The organism is Halosimplex aquaticum (genome assembly GCF_028747785.1).
In the GTDB taxonomy this organism is placed as follows: domain Archaea; phylum Halobacteriota; class Halobacteria; order Halobacteriales; family Haloarculaceae; genus Halosimplex; species Halosimplex aquaticum.
This window is the reverse complement of record NZ_CP118158.1, coordinates 1,638,582-1,653,223: the sequence shown is the minus strand read 5'-3', so window position 1 is coordinate 1,653,223 and position 14,642 is coordinate 1,638,582. Positions and strand designations below refer to the sequence as shown.

General features: G+C 63.0%; 19 protein-coding genes. 14 read left to right on the top strand and 5 right to left on the bottom strand.

The annotated features are described in order from the left end of the window. Positions 1-43: 43 nt before the first annotated feature. From PSC72_RS08225 to PSC72_RS08215, 3 genes are all read left to right on the top strand, one after another. Positions 44-268 carry an alkaline phosphatase family protein gene (locus PSC72_RS08225; protein WP_274325398.1) on the top strand — a complete coding sequence of 75 codons (225 nt, stop codon included), beginning with the start codon at positions 44-46 and terminating at the stop codon, positions 266-268. A 2-nt stretch (positions 269-270) separates the two neighbouring features. Then, positions 271-513, top strand: coding sequence for a ferredoxin (locus PSC72_RS08220; protein WP_274325397.1), 243 nt, complete (start codon positions 271-273; stop codon positions 511-513). A gap of 137 nt (positions 514-650) precedes the next feature. Then, positions 651-878 carry a heavy-metal-associated domain-containing protein gene (locus PSC72_RS08215; RefSeq protein WP_274325396.1) on the top strand — a complete coding sequence of 76 codons (228 nt, stop codon included), beginning with the start codon at positions 651-653 and terminating at the stop codon, positions 876-878. Positions 879-995: 117 nt separating this feature from the next. Here the strand turns inward: PSC72_RS08215 and PSC72_RS08210 are convergent, their stop codons facing one another. Then, positions 996-1,892, bottom strand: coding sequence for a CopD family protein (locus PSC72_RS08210; protein ID WP_274325395.1), 897 nt, complete (start codon positions 1,890-1,892; stop codon positions 996-998). A gap of 127 nt (positions 1,893-2,019) precedes the next feature. Here PSC72_RS08210 and PSC72_RS08205 point away from each other — a divergent pair, with 127 nt between their 5' ends. Next, entirely contained in the window at positions 2,020-2,487 is a 468-nt protein-coding gene (locus tag PSC72_RS08205) for a metal-dependent transcriptional regulator (protein ID WP_274325394.1), read from the top strand. A gap of 60 nt (positions 2,488-2,547) precedes the next feature. Further along, on the top strand, positions 2,548-2,781 hold the full coding sequence (locus tag PSC72_RS08200; protein ID WP_274325393.1) for a DUF2249 domain-containing protein: 234 nt from the start codon (positions 2,548-2,550) through the stop codon (positions 2,779-2,781). Between the two features lie 241 nt (positions 2,782-3,022). On the opposite strand, the gene PSC72_RS08195 is transcribed toward PSC72_RS08200, so the two are convergent. Further along, positions 3,023-3,373, bottom strand: coding sequence for a DsrE family protein (locus tag PSC72_RS08195; RefSeq protein ID WP_274325392.1), 351 nt, complete (start codon positions 3,371-3,373; stop codon positions 3,023-3,025). A gap of 136 nt (positions 3,374-3,509) precedes the next feature. On the opposite strand from PSC72_RS08195, the gene PSC72_RS08190 reads away from it, so the two are divergent. The 5 genes from PSC72_RS08190 (at position 3,510) to PSC72_RS08170 (ending at position 6,139) form a co-directional block, all read left to right on the top strand. Further along, positions 3,510-3,698, top strand: coding sequence for a hypothetical protein (locus tag PSC72_RS08190; protein ID WP_274325391.1), 189 nt, complete (start codon positions 3,510-3,512; stop codon positions 3,696-3,698). Positions 3,699-3,919: 221 nt separating this feature from the next. Beyond that, positions 3,920-4,174, top strand: coding sequence for a hypothetical protein (locus PSC72_RS08185; RefSeq protein WP_274325390.1), 255 nt, complete (start codon positions 3,920-3,922; stop codon positions 4,172-4,174). After that, complete coding sequence (locus PSC72_RS08180; RefSeq protein ID WP_274325389.1) at positions 4,171-4,557, top strand: cupin domain-containing protein; 387 nt, start codon at positions 4,171-4,173, stop codon at positions 4,555-4,557. The genes PSC72_RS08185 and PSC72_RS08180 overlap by 4 nt, the downstream gene beginning before the upstream one ends. Further along, a complete protein-coding gene (locus tag PSC72_RS08175; RefSeq protein WP_382261464.1) occupies positions 4,554-4,859 on the top strand; it encodes a cupin domain-containing protein in 306 nt (101 codons plus the stop codon). The genes PSC72_RS08180 and PSC72_RS08175 overlap by 4 nt, the downstream gene beginning before the upstream one ends. 173 nt (positions 4,860-5,032) lie before the next feature. Next, entirely contained in the window at positions 5,033-6,139 is a 1,107-nt protein-coding gene (locus PSC72_RS08170) for a TIGR04053 family radical SAM/SPASM domain-containing protein (protein WP_274325388.1), read from the top strand. A gap of 53 nt (positions 6,140-6,192) precedes the next feature. On the opposite strand, the gene PSC72_RS08165 is transcribed toward PSC72_RS08170, so the two are convergent. Next, complete coding sequence (locus PSC72_RS08165; protein WP_274325387.1) at positions 6,193-7,410, bottom strand: TIGR04347 family pseudo-SAM/SPASM protein; 1,218 nt, start codon at positions 7,408-7,410, stop codon at positions 6,193-6,195. A 391-nt stretch (positions 7,411-7,801) separates the two neighbouring features. Here PSC72_RS08165 and PSC72_RS08160 point away from each other — a divergent pair, with 391 nt between their 5' ends. Beyond that, entirely contained in the window at positions 7,802-8,125 is a 324-nt protein-coding gene (locus PSC72_RS08160) for a CGCGG family putative rSAM-modified RiPP protein (RefSeq protein ID WP_274325386.1), read from the top strand. 57 nt (positions 8,126-8,182) lie between these two features. On the opposite strand, the gene PSC72_RS08155 is transcribed toward PSC72_RS08160, so the two are convergent. Beyond that, on the bottom strand, positions 8,183-9,466 hold the full coding sequence (locus PSC72_RS08155) for a dicarboxylate/amino acid:cation symporter (protein ID WP_274325385.1): 1,284 nt from the start codon (positions 9,464-9,466) through the stop codon (positions 8,183-8,185). A gap of 391 nt (positions 9,467-9,857) precedes the next feature. Between PSC72_RS08155 and PSC72_RS08150 the strand changes: the two genes are divergently transcribed. Next, entirely contained in the window at positions 9,858-10,214 is a 357-nt protein-coding gene (locus tag PSC72_RS08150) for a PLP-dependent aminotransferase family protein (protein ID WP_274325384.1), read from the top strand. 86 nt (positions 10,215-10,300) lie between these two features. Beyond that, on the top strand, positions 10,301-10,924 hold the full coding sequence (locus tag PSC72_RS08145; protein WP_274325383.1) for a hypothetical protein: 624 nt from the start codon (positions 10,301-10,303) through the stop codon (positions 10,922-10,924). 348 nt (positions 10,925-11,272) lie between these two features. On the opposite strand, the gene PSC72_RS08140 is transcribed toward PSC72_RS08145, so the two are convergent. After that, the gene (locus PSC72_RS08140; protein WP_274325382.1) at positions 11,273-12,166 is read right to left on the bottom strand and encodes a succinate dehydrogenase/fumarate reductase iron-sulfur subunit; all 894 of its coding nucleotides are present in this window, start codon (positions 12,164-12,166) and stop codon (positions 11,273-11,275) included. Between the two features lie 565 nt (positions 12,167-12,731). Here PSC72_RS08140 and PSC72_RS08135 point away from each other — a divergent pair. Beyond that, a complete protein-coding gene (locus PSC72_RS08135) occupies positions 12,732-14,516 on the top strand; it encodes a ribosome biogenesis/translation initiation ATPase RLI (RefSeq protein WP_274325381.1) in 1,785 nt (594 codons plus the stop codon). Positions 14,517-14,642: the final 126 nt, after the last annotated feature.

Genomic DNA, 14,642 nt, shown 5'->3' with positions numbered 1-14,642 from the left:
TATTTTGCCTAGTCTATTTATAATAGACAGCAGTCATAATTGAGTGACGCCGATCGTAGAATATCTCAATTACGAAGTGGTGGACGACCAGGGTTGGGATGTCTACGACGAGGAGAACTTCGAACGGGCCAAAGAGATGAACCTGTCCGACGAGGAGGTCGAGGACAAGAACGTCCGGTTGACCTGCATCGGATCGCCGGCGGCCGATCATCTCAATATCGTATACAACGCCAAACACCTCGACTACCTCCAGAATCGCGTGATCTGACCGTGCGCATCGAGTTCGACCGCGACACATGTATCGGGATGTTCAACTGTGTCGCCGAGTGGGAACGGTTCGTCGAGGATATTGACGCCGGCAAGGCGACGCTCGTCGGGAGCGACGAGGCCAACCCGGATCTGTACGTCCGCGAGGTACCCGGGGGCGAGGAGTTCGAGGCGAAAATGGCCGCGCGCGTCTGTCCAGTCGATGCGATCACCGTCTACGATGGTGATGATCAGGTCATCCCGTAAGTAGGGCCCGGTCGGTCAGCGAGAGGATGCGGCCGACAGTCACTGATAGGCGTGTTTCCTCCCTAGGATTTAAAACGAAATGGAAACACATTCGTGCTAGACGTTACCGAATAACAGGAGAATATGTACAAACGACCATGAACGCGACGACCCAGATCCGTGTCACCGATTCTGCATTCGACTGCGAAAACTGTGCAACCACCATCAAGCGGGTCTTGCGCAAGGAAGGAGGCGTCGAAGGCGTCACTGTCGACGACGCCGAACGGGAACTCCAAGTCCGGTTCGACAGATCCCAGATAGGCGAGGATCGGATCGCAGAGATCGTCGAGGAGTGGGGATACATGCCGGAAGGATCCTCTCCATGAATTGTCTCGGGGTCAAGTAGTTCGAGAGGGTGGGGCCCTCTCGAATCACAAGCAGTCTCGGACGACTCCGAAGGATCAGTCTCCTCTGCGCGTAGACTAGCACGCGCGGAACAACCGTTATCCGTCCGGATCGTCCGCCTTTCGCGCCTTCACGAAGTTGACCACGACAAGGCCTGTCAACATGGCCAGAATGGCAAACTTGACCGCAACGAATCGACCGACGGGCGTACCGAACAGCGCCGAAACTGAGTACCCGAGGAGGCGAACGGCCTGGTAGACCCCGGTCGCGAGGAACACGGCGATAACGACCGGGAGGTGCCGGCGGAACCGGCGTGCCCCCGCTTTGATCTCGTCGGCCGCATCCGGGCGAGCCCGCAGCGTGGGCAGGACGACGAAGTTGTGCCAGCTCGCACCACCGATCCAGAGTGCGAACGACCCGACGTGACCGGCACGGACGACCCATTCGAGGGGGCGTCCGCTCGTCTCCGTCCAGACGAAGCCGGCGAGCGACCCGAGGACGACTGCGAAGAAGAGCCAGCGAACGTATGTCGCCGTCTGTCTACGCTCGTCACCGGAGTATCGATCGAGGCCGACCCACAGGAACGTCGAGAGGGCCACTCCGAAGCCGACGGCAACCTCTCCGGGGTCGAGCGGTCGAGCCATCACACCGGTCGCGACGCTCCCGACGCCACCGAGCAGGAGCGCCAAAACGGCGAACGCTTCGACGCGTCGCCACTGCTCGCTGACCGCACGGGTCGTGTCGTCGTGTTCGAAATCGCTCGCGTCGAACAGGACGAGCCGCCAGTACAGGCCACCACCGAGTGAGCCGAGCGCCACGACGAGGAGCCACCAGAACCCACGCGCGACAAACGCCTCTCCCCAGCGAGACAGCCAGATCCCGGCGGCGGACCCGACCAACAGCAACGCGAACACGACCCTGGGTTGGAGGCCTTTCGGGGACACATCCAGTCCGAACGGCCCCGTTTCCTTGTCGTCACTCCCGCGAATTGCCATATTTACCGTACCCGTCTTCGCCCGTGGGGAAAGTCCTCCGGGGAGAGATGTTCGGGGAACGTACGCCGGAGCTCGGACGAAGAGATTCGGCGGCAGGCTTTCCCGGGGGTATGACAGATCATGAGGTATGTCTTCGGACTATCGAACGGGATCGGCCCCGGACCCGTCGCCCGAGCCGTCGGACGTCGAGCGGACGACGGCGCGATACCTCTTCGCCATCTCGACGCTCTCGACCGACACCGAAGAGCGCATCGCGACCGGCGAACTGAAAGAGTATCTGGGCGTCACGCCGGCGAGTGTGACGGAGATGGTGGCCAAATTGGACGAACGGGGACTGGTCGACTACGAGAAGTATCAGGGGGTTCGGCTCACCGGCCGTGGAGAGGGCATCGCCTCGGGAATCGCGTGGCGACTCTGTATCGTCACCAGCTTCTTCGACTCGGTCCTGGAAACGGGCCTCGACGAGGAGACTGCGTTCGATATCGGGTTTACACTCCCTGAAGATGGAGTGTATCGCCTCCGAGAACGGATGGAGGCGTCGTGTCTCGAAGTCTGCCCCGAATCCGACCGACACGAGACCTGCTGTCCCGCGTAGCGGAGTGACGCGAACGTAATCGGGAGGTCTCATATCGCTCGAAGACACCTATCGTTTCGTATGAGCCTCGAATCGGCGGAGGCGGAGCGCCGACTGGACGTCCGAGAGATCGACGGCGAGCCGTTCGGCGACATCATGGCCGCCCTGAACGAGCTGGACTCCGGTGAGTCATTGCTTCTGATCAACAGTTTCGAGCCGGAACCGTTCTACGACGTGATCGAAGATCGCGGGTTCACTTACGAGACGGCTACCCCGGAACCCGATGTCTGGCACGTCGAGATCGAGCACGCTTGACCGTCGAAGTAGTCAGAACCAGCCGTTGGCTGAGATCCTGGGATTGATCGGCAGCCCATCTACCTATCCTCACCGGTTCCCCGAGCTGACGGTCGGTGAGCGCGAAGCGGTCGCTGGTTCAATTCACCCACTTGGAACCATTAGGTAGACGTCTGTTCGGGATCGATACGGACGTCGACCACAACCGGTCCGTCGTGGTCCCGGTCGAAACCGACTGTTTCGATGTCGGGTGTATTGTCGGTCAGACGATGTGGAGTTCGTAGCCGTCATCGACGAGCGCGTCCACGTCCGGCTGGTGGTTCTCGCCGGTGATCTCGAACCCCTCCGCCTCGACATCCTCGATGACGCCTTTGTGGGACGCGCAGTGGTTGCAGACGCCGGCGATCAGGTCCCGTTCTTTCGCCGACTCGTAGGCGTCGAGTGCGGGCGCCGGACGGTCCGCTAGATTCTCGAACCAGAACGTCGACCCGCCGTCGAACCAGACGACGACGTCGTGACCCGCCTCGTCGAGTTGGACAGCGTATTCGAGCGGGTTCGCGATCTTTCCCGGATTCTCTGGTGGCGACAGCAACAGGAACGCGTGTTTGCTCATTGCGTCCGGACGTACGTCCCGGAGCAACGTGATAGTGACCGCGAACATTTCCCCATCTGGCATTGAACCGTGGGTATCGAGTTGAATCGCTCACCTCTCCCAAACGCGTAATTGGCCGGCCGGAAAATATTCGAGTATGTTTCGGAAAGTGAGCGGTGTCCTCGGCGTTCTCACCGCCGCAGCGATGGCAATCGGGGCCGGATACGTTCTCGTCACGACATCTATACCCGGATATCGCGGAACCGCCGCCCTTGCGGTGACCCTCTATCTGCTTGCGCTCGGTGGGATCGGGATTGGTGCGAGTGTGGCTCACGAGCTCCTGTAGACGCGATATTGGCGATCGAACGGGGGTTATCACCGGTTCACCCTAATTCGAGGCAGAGGCCGAACCGGTATCCGAGGTATCGGTGGAAGATATTCGGGCCAATGCTTTTTGATTTCCTTGGCCCATTCTCACCTGTATGAGTTTAGGCCAACCTAAAACATTGGGCGAGAAGTGGCGATCGATCGGCTCGGTCGGTTCTGATCCCGGGAGGTGGTGAACTCGTGATCCGTGACCACGTTCGTCACCTGCATCACCTCATCGACGACCAGTCGGTCCTGATCCGGGCCGGCATCACGCTCGCGGCACTGCTTTCGCTCCCGCTGTTCGGGACCGGCGTCCGGGCCCTGGGGAGTACACTGGGTCTCGGTCGGCTCGTCCTCCCGTTGCTCGTACTCGCCCACGTTCCGGCCGTCATCGCGCTCATCGCCGTCTGGTCGATCGGGTGTGACGTCTGTCGAACGGAGGCAGGAGCGTGACGGCCACCGATTTCGACGCGGAGCGCGCCTACGACGATGGCCAGTTTTCCGCGGTCGAAGTGTTCGCGAGCGACCGGATGAAGGCCGTCTGCGGGTACTTCGAACCCGGCCAGTTCATCCCAGTCCACGCGCCCGGAAGCGACGTCGCGATTCACGTGCAGTCCGGGACTGGGCTGATACGGGACGGCGACGACGAACACCGTGTCGAATCCGGTGACGTGGTCGTCGTCGAGGCCGACGTCGACCGTGGCGTCAAGGCCGACGACGACACCCGCCTCGAAGCCTTCCTCGTCACCGCGCCGCCGCCGACCGATGCCGAGCACGGTCCGGTTCGCGAAGGGCTCAAACGTGACGAGTTCGACCCACGAGGTGAGAACTCGTGACGACCATCAGAGCGCTCGACGACCTCGACGGAGAGCCACATGCCAACGCGTTCCCGGACGCGGAACCGAAGACGATCCGGCTCACGCTCGCTGCGGGCGAGGCGGTACCGGCGCACGACCACCCCGACCGCGAGATCGTGCTCTACCTCGTCGAGGGCGAGATCGAGCTGACTCTGGGTGAGGAAACGCACGAGGTGACCGCCGGCGACGTCGCTCGTTTCGACGGCGACCAGGACGTCTCGCCGAAAGCCACGGAGGACAGCACCGCGCTACTCGTCCTGGCCGAACGCGCTGGGGACTGAACCGAAACGCTTCGGACGCAGACCTTTGCGTTGCCGTACCGTAGGGATCGGCAGAACGCCACGCAGCGGTCTGGAATCGCCCGCGGCGCGCCTGAAAGTGGGGGTCGCATAGCCCACACGGGAGCGGGGACCAACCGTTACGAGCGACACGATCGGAGATTCCGGGATCACCAATGCAACCGAAGCACATCGACACGGACGAACGACCGTTCGTCCTCATCTGGGAGGTAACGCAGGCCTGCGACCTGGCGTGCAAACACTGCCGGGCCGAGGCGCAACCGCGACGACACCCCGACGAACTCACGACCGAGGAGGGGAAACAGCTGCTCGACGAGGCGCGCCGGTTCGGCGACGGCCAGCTCGTCGTCCTCTCGGGCGGTGATCCGCTGTATCGCGACGATACGCTCGAACTCGTCGAGTACGGTGTCGACCGCGGCCTCCGGATGACGCTCACCCCCAGCGGGACGACGTCACTGACGGCCGACCGGATCCAGGCGCTCGCCAATGCAGGGCTCCGGCGGATGGCGCTGAGCATCGACGGTGGATCGGCCGAGACACACGACGCGTTCCGCAAGGAGACGGGGAGCTTCGAGCAGACCGTGACTGCCGCACGGGCCGCCCGTGAGGCGGGCCTCCCGCTCCAGGTCAACACGACCGTCTGTGCCGAGACGGTGGACGAACTGCCCGAGATCCGCGAGCTCGTCGCGGACCTGGGCGCCGTCCTCTGGTCGGTGTTCTTCCTCGTCCCCGTCGGACGCGGTCAGGTTCTTGATCCGATCTCGCCCGACCGCGCGGAACGCGTCATGGAGTGGCTCACGTCCGTCAGTTCGGAGGCCCCGTTCGGTATCAAGACGACGGAGGCGCCACACTACCGGCGGGTGGCGATCCAGCAGCAGCGTTCGGCGACCGGTGGCGACGAAGCCAGGGACGGTCCCCCTGACGGCATCGGGCGCCGGACCGGGATCACCGCCGGCGACGGCTTCGCGTTCGTGAGCCACACGGGCAACGTCTACCCGTCCGGGTTCCTCCCCGAGGCCGCCGGGAACGTTCGCGAGCGGGATCTGGTCGATATCTACAGGGAGTCGCCGCTGTTCGAGGACCTGCGCGACCCCGATGCTCTCCGCGGGAAGTGCGGGGCCTGCGAGTACCGCCAGGTCTGTGGCGGGAGTCGGTCACGAGCCTACGCATACACGGGCGACCCACTCGCAAGCGACCCGCTGTGTGCGTACGTCCCGGACGGCTACGACGGTCCGCTCCCCGAACAGTCGCTGTCGGACTGATACGAAGTGGTCGGACCGTGACCGCCGACGGCGCGCCGTTCGAAACGAATGGGTCAGTTCTCGGCGGGTTCCCGGTGTTCGACTGGCGGCGGCGACGTGATCTCCACCTCCGTCAGGTAACACTGTGGGTCCGGCGCGTCGATATCGTCGTGGACCGTCAGCGCCCGCAGCCGAGACCCCCCGCGACAGATATCCCGGTACTGGCACCGGCCACACCGGCCGTTGAGGTGTTGTTCCCGGTTACGTAGTCGGCGGAGCAACGGGTTGGTCTCGTCGTCCCAGATGTCGCCGAACGGACGGTCCCGAACGTTTCCCAGCGAGTACCCCTGCCAGAACTGCGTCGGGTGGACGTTGCCCTGGTAGTCGACGTCGGCGACCCGCTCGCCGGCGGGGTCGCCACCGTTGTGCCGGAGGTAGCGATAGATCCGCGTAGCCGTCTCCCGGCCGAGGTGTTCGGCGGCGTATTCGACGAGGTACGCGGCGTCGGCGTAGTTCCCGACCAGTAGCGTCTCGATCTCGTGACCGTCGTCGTGGTATTCTCGCGTGAGGTCACAGAGTCGTTCGACGGCCCGGCGCTTGTCGGCCGGCTCCAGGTCGACGTCGACGATCTCGCTCCCCCGCCCGCCGTAGTCCAGGTGGTAGAAACAGAACCGGTCGACCCCGACATCGTGGAGCAGCGCGACGACGTCTTCGAGGTCCTCGGCGTTTCGCTCCGTGATCGTGTATCGGAGACCCGTTTTGAGACCGGCGTCGAGACACGCCTCGATCCCCCGGACCGCGGCGTCGAAGGCGCCCTCCTGTCCGCGGAACCGGTCGTTGCGTTCGGGCATCCCGTCGACCGAAACTCCGGCGTACTGAAGTCCGGCATCGCGGAGTTCCCGCGCCTCCTCGGACGTGATCAGCGTGCCGTTGGTCGAGAGGACCGGGCGCAACCCCAGGTCCGCGGCGTGGGCCACGAGTTCGGTCAGGTCGTCTCGGACCAGTGGTTCGCCCCCGGAAAAGAGTACGACCGGTACGCCGTACTCCGCCAGCTCGTCGAGGAGTGTCTTCCCCTCGGCCGTGGTCAGTTCCCCAGGTGCGACTTCGCGGTCGGCGCTCGCGTAACAGTGCTCGCAGTAGAGGTTGCACTGCTTGGTCAGGTTCCAGACGACGACCGGCCGGCGCTGGCGCTGTTCGGTGATCTGCGGCTTCGAGGACTCGTCACCCGCGTCGTATCGGAGTCCGTCGCTCTCCGCATCCAGATCGCACAGGAGTTTGCTGATCGAAATCATGGTCTGTGTCCGCCGGTCGACTCGGCGCGTTCGCGAGGGACGATATCGGCCGTCCCTCGGAAACGGTCACCGGTTCCCTGGGTCTGGGTTTCGCGTCGCGACCTACCAGTGTTTTGTCGATGGTGTTCGCCACACCGGACACACGACGCACTTCGGACCACCCCGAGAAGTCACCGATACCGTGATACAGCGGCACCGTGCCGGCAACAGGTAGATGCGAGCCGGCGTCCGGAGAACGCCGAGCGATACGGACTCGAATTCGACCACCAGGCGCTGGGGGACCGTCATGACTGAACACGGACCCCCGGCATTCTAGGTCCTCGATCACAGTCTCACTTTCCTGGAATCGCGACGGCCCTTTTATCGGTCGAGTACATAGATCCGGACACTGATGTCGAGTACCCCTCACGACCACGACCACGATCACGACCACGACGCCGAACCGGTGACCGACAGCGTGCACGACAACTCCTGGTCCGCGAACCTCGAAAAGCCCGAGCACGCCGACGACCGGGACTTAGTCGTCCAGCAGGGAATAGAGGCCGTCGAACACACCGCGGATGGCAACCACGTCAATCTCGTCACCCACGCGAACCACGGTCATCCCTCGGAGTTCCTCTTCGACGAACTCGCGGCCGAGTTCGGCGACGAGGTCGAGTGGGAATACATCGAACAGTGTGGCTGTGGCGGGCACGTCGTCCGGGTCCACGTCTAACGCCGATCGACCCAATATCCATCTGTCTCGCGGGGTTCAGTCGTTGCTGGAGACGATCTATCCGACATCGGTGACCGTTTTCGTCCAGACACCGCTGTCGAAATCGATCGCATCGTTCCATTTGCCGACGACAGTCGAGACTGCGAGGTCACCGGTCACGTTGTTCATCGTCGCTATGCGGCCCAGGATCGGATCCACGCCGGCGACGAACCCGACCACTGAAAGCGGCAGACCGACCTGATTGAGCACGACGGTAAGCATGACGATCCCTGCCCCGGGGACCCCAGCGGTGCCGATACTGATGAGAACGGCGACGACCAGCACTAGTACTTGCTCCGAGAGAGCGAGTGGTTGGCCGACCACGTTCGCAGCAAATACGACGGTGATCGCCTGTCGGATGGCGGCACCGTCCATATTGGCTGTGGCGCCAACCGGGAGGGCGAACGAGTAGATCTGCTCCTCAATGCGGAGGTCTTCTTCGGCGTTGGTCATCGTTACCGGGAGCGTCCCACTCGAGGAGCGAGTCGCGAACGCAGTCACCATTGCGTCCTTCGCACCGATGAGGAAAGCGAGCGGCGAAACGCCCGCGACCAGGCCCATGAGCAGGAGGAGGTACGTAAACACGATGTGAACGACGACTGCGATCGTGACGGCGAGTACCAGCTCGCCCAGCGACGAGAACACGCCGATACCTTCGGTACCGATCCCGGCGGCCATGAGTGCAAATACCCCGATCACGCCATATTCGAGAACGCCACGTACAACGACGAACATCGCTTCGGCGCCAACCTCGAACACCTCGAACACCGAGTCGACACGGTCTGCGAGGTCGTCCTGCTGGGCACGTACGTACGTAAGCGCAATTCCGAAGACGATCACGAAGAAGACGGTCGCGAGCAGATTACCGTCCGCCATTGCAGTGACCGGGTTATTTGGGACGATGCCGAGCAGGACCTCGGAGATCGATGGAGGCGCCTGGGACTCGGCTTCGCCACCGGCAAACTCGACGCCACGGCCGGGCTGAAGTACGTTCGCGACGACAAGTCCGATGACGCCAGCAATGGTGGTCGTTATTGCATAGAGTCCGACAGTCGTTCCACCGATCCTGCCAAGTCGAGCGGGTGATAGCTGGCGGATCCCGGTTAGCAGCGTGAAGACGATGATCGGGATTACCAGCATGTTGAGCAGCCGGAGGAAGAGGTCTCCGAGCGGTTCAACAATTGTCATCTGCTCACCGAATGTGATTCCCGCTGCGGACCCGAGGATGAACCCAAGTGTGATACGATAGATCAGCGGTACTGACCGATACCGATGCCAGACCGATCCGAGCGTCGAGTACATGGGTAAACCAAAGAATGAGCCCTTCAAATTGCTGTCCTTGTCCCCCGTATTTGAAGCAGTCTATGACACGAACCTATTCCCACACACAGGCGCACAGTGGGTTCTTTGGAGCCAAAGCCACTGAACAGAACTGCGACGAATGGATTCGGACCGGCGTATATCTCAGATTCCGCCGAGTACGGCTTCGCAATCTCGTGGAAGGCGGTTACAATTGCCACCAGGTGCCCGACTACCCGCAGAAAGAAAACGAACAGCTGTCGTCCAGTAGATGTGACGATCAACGACTCCAGAAACCGCCGTGCGACGTCACTTCGGCCGGGCCTTGATTTTTGTATCCGACGATTCCATGGCATGATAATGAGCGATGGCTGCCTTTCCGGCTTCTCCCGATGTGAATCGGGTCCGAATTCCCCGTTACGATCAGGTATACGCACTGGGTGACTGCCTGCGATCGGGACTGGAAGAGATCATCGCCGACAGCGGGTCCGAATACACGGTCGTCGGGATCGATTCGATGTTCAAACTCCTGTTCGCTGGCGGCCCGGGAGACACCGAGCAGTTCCCCCGAACGGGTGCGGACGTTCGGAGCCGGGACGCGGACCGCTGGGCGCGACTGCTCAGACCGGCCGCGAAGGACCGTGGCGTTCTGCTTCCGCCCAACCAGTTCGAGAGCCAGTTCGTCAGCGCCGCTTACACCGAAGACGACATCGACCGGACGCTGGAGGCCTACAAGCACGCGCTGGCCTGACGTTTCCATGCCAGACCGTCTGGGAAAAGTGTGACACGAATATCTCCGGGACTACCCGTATCCTGTTGGCCGCCGTACGGAGAGACATGCCCGGGTTCCCTTCACCGTTCGGCGACAGCGACGACGACCTGTTCGAGACCTACGACCGGTTCAACATCGAGAACGAACCGTTTCCCAACGAGTTTCTGGAGGACCACGACGTGCTCGCCGGTCGCGAACACGCGGCGTTCCATCGGCTGACGCGCGAGCTCTTCGAAGAGCGAAAGGTCTACGACATGACGTTCAACTACAACCTCGCGCGGCTGAACCTCGACACCCGCCACAGGAACGCCGGCTACCGCTACGCGGTCGAGGATTCCGAGGCCGACGACGCCGTCGAGGCCGACGGCGTCGAGCGAGTGCTCCGGGCGGAGTTTACGCCGACCACGCCGTTCTGTCCGCAAACCCATACCCTCACTATCGGGTCGTTCCGTGCGTGGAACGGCCTCTCGGAGCGCCACGAATACGACCTGCTGCGCGTGCGGGCCGACCCGATGCACCACAAGAGCGAGGAGATCAACGCACAGCTGGCCGAACTCGAAGAGACCTACGTCGAAACCGGCGACGTCGAGGCCGAACCCGAGGACAGCCCGGAAGTGGGTTCGACCCCGATGGAGCGGGCCATGCAAAACGAGGGGAGCAGCCGCGGGTCGACGGACGCTCCGTTCTGACCGTGACTGGTCGTCTCGCCACCCCGGTCGCCGGCCGTCGGCGTGTCAGGTCCACGCCGCCGCCCGGACCGCTACGACCGGTCCGGGAATCGCTCTCCGGACGGCGCGTCGGTGCACTTGACGGGAGGTCCGGGGGAGTCTATGCCTGTTAGACTCGTCTGTGACTCGTGCGGCCACCGCCACAGAATGGGCGAGCGCGACTTCGACGAGGGCGCGAAGCGCATGACTTGCCCTGAGTGTGGCCACTATCCGTTTACGGTCGACCGGGGTGACATCTCGTGGCACCCCTCATCCAACGAATGACCGAGAAATCGGCCGACTAACCGATACTCCCGGGAAGCGTTGCGGTCAGTCCTCCCAGAACCGTATGTCGCGTTTGATCCCTTCTCGTTTCATCTCCTGAATGTGTTCGGTGATCGGGATATCTTTCGGGCAGACCTCCGTACAAGAGAACTGCGTCTGACACCGCCAGACGCCGTGCTCCTCGGTCAGGATGTCGAGTCGCCGGTCTTTCGCTTCCTCGCCCTCGCGCTCGTCCATGTAGAAGCGATAGCCCTTCACGATCGGCGCGGGCCCAAGGTAGTACTGGTCGCCCTGGACGATGTTACACGAGGACATACATGCGCTACACCAGATGCAGCGGGTGGACTTCTTGATCGTCTCGCGGTTTTCTGGCGACTGGCGTTGTTCCTCGTATTCGCCGTCGGGTAGTTCGTCGGGCTGGAAGTACGGTTCGACGGCGTGCATCTGCTCGTAGAAGTGCTCCATGTCCACGACGAGGTCCTTGACTACGTCCTGATGAGGGAGCGGCTCGACCCGGACAGGCTCGTCGAGATCGTCGATCTGCGTCTGGCAACCCAGCCGCTGCTGGCCGTTGATGAACAGGGCGTCCGAACCACAAACAGCCTGTCGACAGGAGTGGCGGAAGGTGAGCGAGGAGTCGTAGTGGTCCCGGGCGTAGATCAGCGCGTCCAGCACCGTCATTCCTCGACTGTACGGGACGTGAAAATCGTCGAACCGCGGCTCCTCTTTCGCTTCCACTTCCGGATCGTATCTGAATACCTTCAACAGGACCTGCCGGCCGGTCTCGGTCTCCGTTCGCCGTTCACGAGCGGTTTTACGACGGGCTACCTCGTCCTCGGGGCTCGACCGTCCAGTTGACGAGCTTCCGGACTCTTTCGGCGTCTCCCGTTCGTCTTCGGTCTCCTCGCGGGCCTCCGCCTTCGGTTCGGCGGAACTCATACTGGTCGGTACGGTCCCATAAACCGTAAGCGTTCATCCAAATCGCTTCGAGCTCCCCGCAGACAGAAACGGAATCGCGGGAAACTGCCGTCGGTACGGGCGCCGTCGGTCGACCGCGGTACCCGACCGGAACGGAAAACCGTCGGGGGACGCGGAAACGGGTCCGCAGCGTCGTTCTGAACGTCGAGCGATAGATCTGATACCGGTGTCGTCCACGTGATTGGCCGATCCCGAAGTCACGTGATAAAGCGGTCATGAACGCCAATTCGGAGATGTTCCCAGTGCGAGATATACGTATCCACCACATGAAATCCAATACGGGGATACCCCATTTCCCATGACCAACACAGTACTCACCTAGCGGATCGCTGGCGGGTCGGGCGACGGAGTCGACGTCGACAACGACTGGAAGGCCCCGGCTGACCTGCTCGACCGTCACCGCTGACGACGCTTTTACGGCCCCGGTCCGTACAACGAGATATCTTCGCTTCGACGTCGCGTTTGCCCGAGGGAAGCGGAACTGAACGGACGAACACGTGGTCGACGGCGGGAGTTCACAACGCCAATGCCATCACCCAACTCGCGAGACGAGGAGTACGTCGCAGTCATCGACCAGGACGAGGTCACTGACGAGGTACGCGACATCGCGGTCAAGTACGACCCGCTGAACCGGTCCGGCCGCGAGGGCTTCCACGTCACCGAGGACGGCGAACTCCACATCGACGACTCGAAAGTGATGGCCGAGCACAGGCTCATCGAGAAGAAAATCCCCAACGACGCCGTCCGGATCGTGCCGCTGCCCTCGGCGTCGGGCCAACTCGTCCACCAGTACGGCGAGAACGGCTTCAGGCTGCACGAGTTACCCATCCCCGAGGAGGGTTCGGTCGTCGGCCTCCTAGGTCGCAACGGCGTCGGGAAGACCACCGCCCTCCGGATCCTGGCGGGTGACCTTGTTCCGAACTTTGGTGACCCCGGCGAGACCGACTGGGAGCACGCGGCCGAATCGTTCCGCGGGACAACGCTCCAGACGCACCTCCAGCGACTCGCCGACAGCGACGTCGAGACGGTCTACAAGGACCAGCGCGTCGACGAACTATCGGACGCCGGCGGGGGGACGGCCCGCGACCTGTTACCGGACGGCTCGGGCGTACGGGACCGGCTGCTCGACGACCTCAACGTGCGCTCGCTCCTCGATCGACCGATAACGGATCTTTCTGGCGGTGAACGCCAGCGGGTCGCGGTCGCTGCCACGCTCGCCGCCGACGCGGACCTGTACCTTTTCGACGAGCCGTCGTCGTTTCTGGACGCCGGGCAACGACTGACGGTCGCGCGGGTGATCCGCGAGCGCGTCCGGGAGGCGGACGCGGCCGGTCTCGTAGTCGAACACGATCTGGCGTCGCTGGACGTGCTGGCGGACGCGATCCACGTCATCTACGGCGAGCCAGGCGGGTTCGGGGTCGTCTCCGGACGCTTGTCGACGCGTTCCGGGATCAACCAGTTTCTCGACGGCTATCTGTCGGAGGAGAACGTCCGGATCCGCGAGGAAGCCATCGAATTTCCGTCGCCGTCCGAGCGGGGCGGACGGAGCGGCGACCCGGTCGTAGAGTATCCGACGCTCGAAGCGGAGTTTCCGGCGTTTTCGCTGACGGTCGACCCGGGTCGGGTCCACGCCGGTGAAACCGTCGGCATCGTCGGCGAGAACGCGCTCGGGAAGACGACGTTCGTCAAACTGCTCGCGGGGAGCATCGAACCCAGCGCGGGGATAGTCCCCGACGACGTGACCGTCTCGTACAAGCCACAGTACATCAGCCCCGATGGACAGGGGACAGTCCGCGACCGGCTATCGGCGGTGACGGACCTGCACTCCCAGCGGTTCCAGACGCGAATACGCGACCCGTTCGACCTGGAGGAGTTGTACGACCGTTCGCTAGACGCGCTGTCCGGCGGCGAACTGCAACGCGTCGGGATCGCACTCTGCTTCGCTCGAGACGCGGACCTCTACCTCCTTGACGAGCCGTCGGCGTTCCTCGACGTGGGTCGGCGCGTCACGCTGGCCGACCGGATCCGGCGGTTTGCCGGCCGGTCCGAACGACCCGTCCTCGTCGTCGACCACGACCTGTTCGTCGTCGACCGGATCGCAGACCGCCTGGTCGTCTTCGAGGGGACGCCCGGAGAGCGGGGACACGCGACCCCGCCACAGTCGATGCGGGAGGGGATGAACGCGTTCCTGTCGTCGCTGGATATCACGTTCCGACGCGACGAGGGAACCGGTCGACCACGGGTCAACGACCCCGGCAGTCGACTCGACAGGGAGCAGAAAGCCGACGGGGAGTACTACTACCCCGGATAAACCGGGCAACTCAGACGATATCGGCCCGATACCGGTCGAACTCTTCGATCGCGTGTCGGAGTCGACCGCCTCTCGGACTCTTGCCCGCGGACGAGTACAAGAGGCGACAGGCGGATATCTTCCCGC

Bases quoted from the DNA above. Each gene is read 5' to 3' on its own strand.
- PSC72_RS08215 (WP_274325396.1), top strand. From the start codon at position 651: ATGAACGCGACGACCCAGATCCGTGTCACCGATTCTGCATTCGACTGC.
- PSC72_RS08210 (WP_274325395.1), bottom strand. From the start codon at position 1,892: ATGGCAATTCGCGGGAGTGACGACAAGGAAACGGGGCCGTTCGGACTG.
- PSC72_RS08205 (WP_274325394.1), top strand. From the start codon at position 2,020: ATGTCTTCGGACTATCGAACGGGATCGGCCCCGGACCCGTCGCCCGAG.
- PSC72_RS08200 (WP_274325393.1), top strand. From the start codon at position 2,548: ATGAGCCTCGAATCGGCGGAGGCGGAGCGCCGACTGGACGTCCGAGAG.
- PSC72_RS08195 (WP_274325392.1), bottom strand. From the start codon at position 3,373: ATGAGCAAACACGCGTTCCTGTTGCTGTCGCCACCAGAGAATCCGGGA.
- PSC72_RS08190 (WP_274325391.1), top strand. From the start codon at position 3,510: ATGTTTCGGAAAGTGAGCGGTGTCCTCGGCGTTCTCACCGCCGCAGCG.
- PSC72_RS08170 (WP_274325388.1), top strand. From the start codon at position 5,033: ATGCAACCGAAGCACATCGACACGGACGAACGACCGTTCGTCCTCATC.
- PSC72_RS08165 (WP_274325387.1), bottom strand. From the start codon at position 7,410: ATGATTTCGATCAGCAAACTCCTGTGCGATCTGGATGCGGAGAGCGAC.
- PSC72_RS08160 (WP_274325386.1), top strand. From the start codon at position 7,802: ATGTCGAGTACCCCTCACGACCACGACCACGATCACGACCACGACGCC.
- PSC72_RS08155 (WP_274325385.1), bottom strand. From the start codon at position 9,466: ATGTACTCGACGCTCGGATCGGTCTGGCATCGGTATCGGTCAGTACCG.
- PSC72_RS08145 (WP_274325383.1), top strand. From the start codon at position 10,301: ATGCCCGGGTTCCCTTCACCGTTCGGCGACAGCGACGACGACCTGTTC.
- PSC72_RS08140 (WP_274325382.1), bottom strand. From the start codon at position 12,166: ATGAGTTCCGCCGAACCGAAGGCGGAGGCCCGCGAGGAGACCGAAGAC.
- PSC72_RS08135 (WP_274325381.1), top strand. From the start codon at position 12,732: ATGCCATCACCCAACTCGCGAGACGAGGAGTACGTCGCAGTCATCGAC.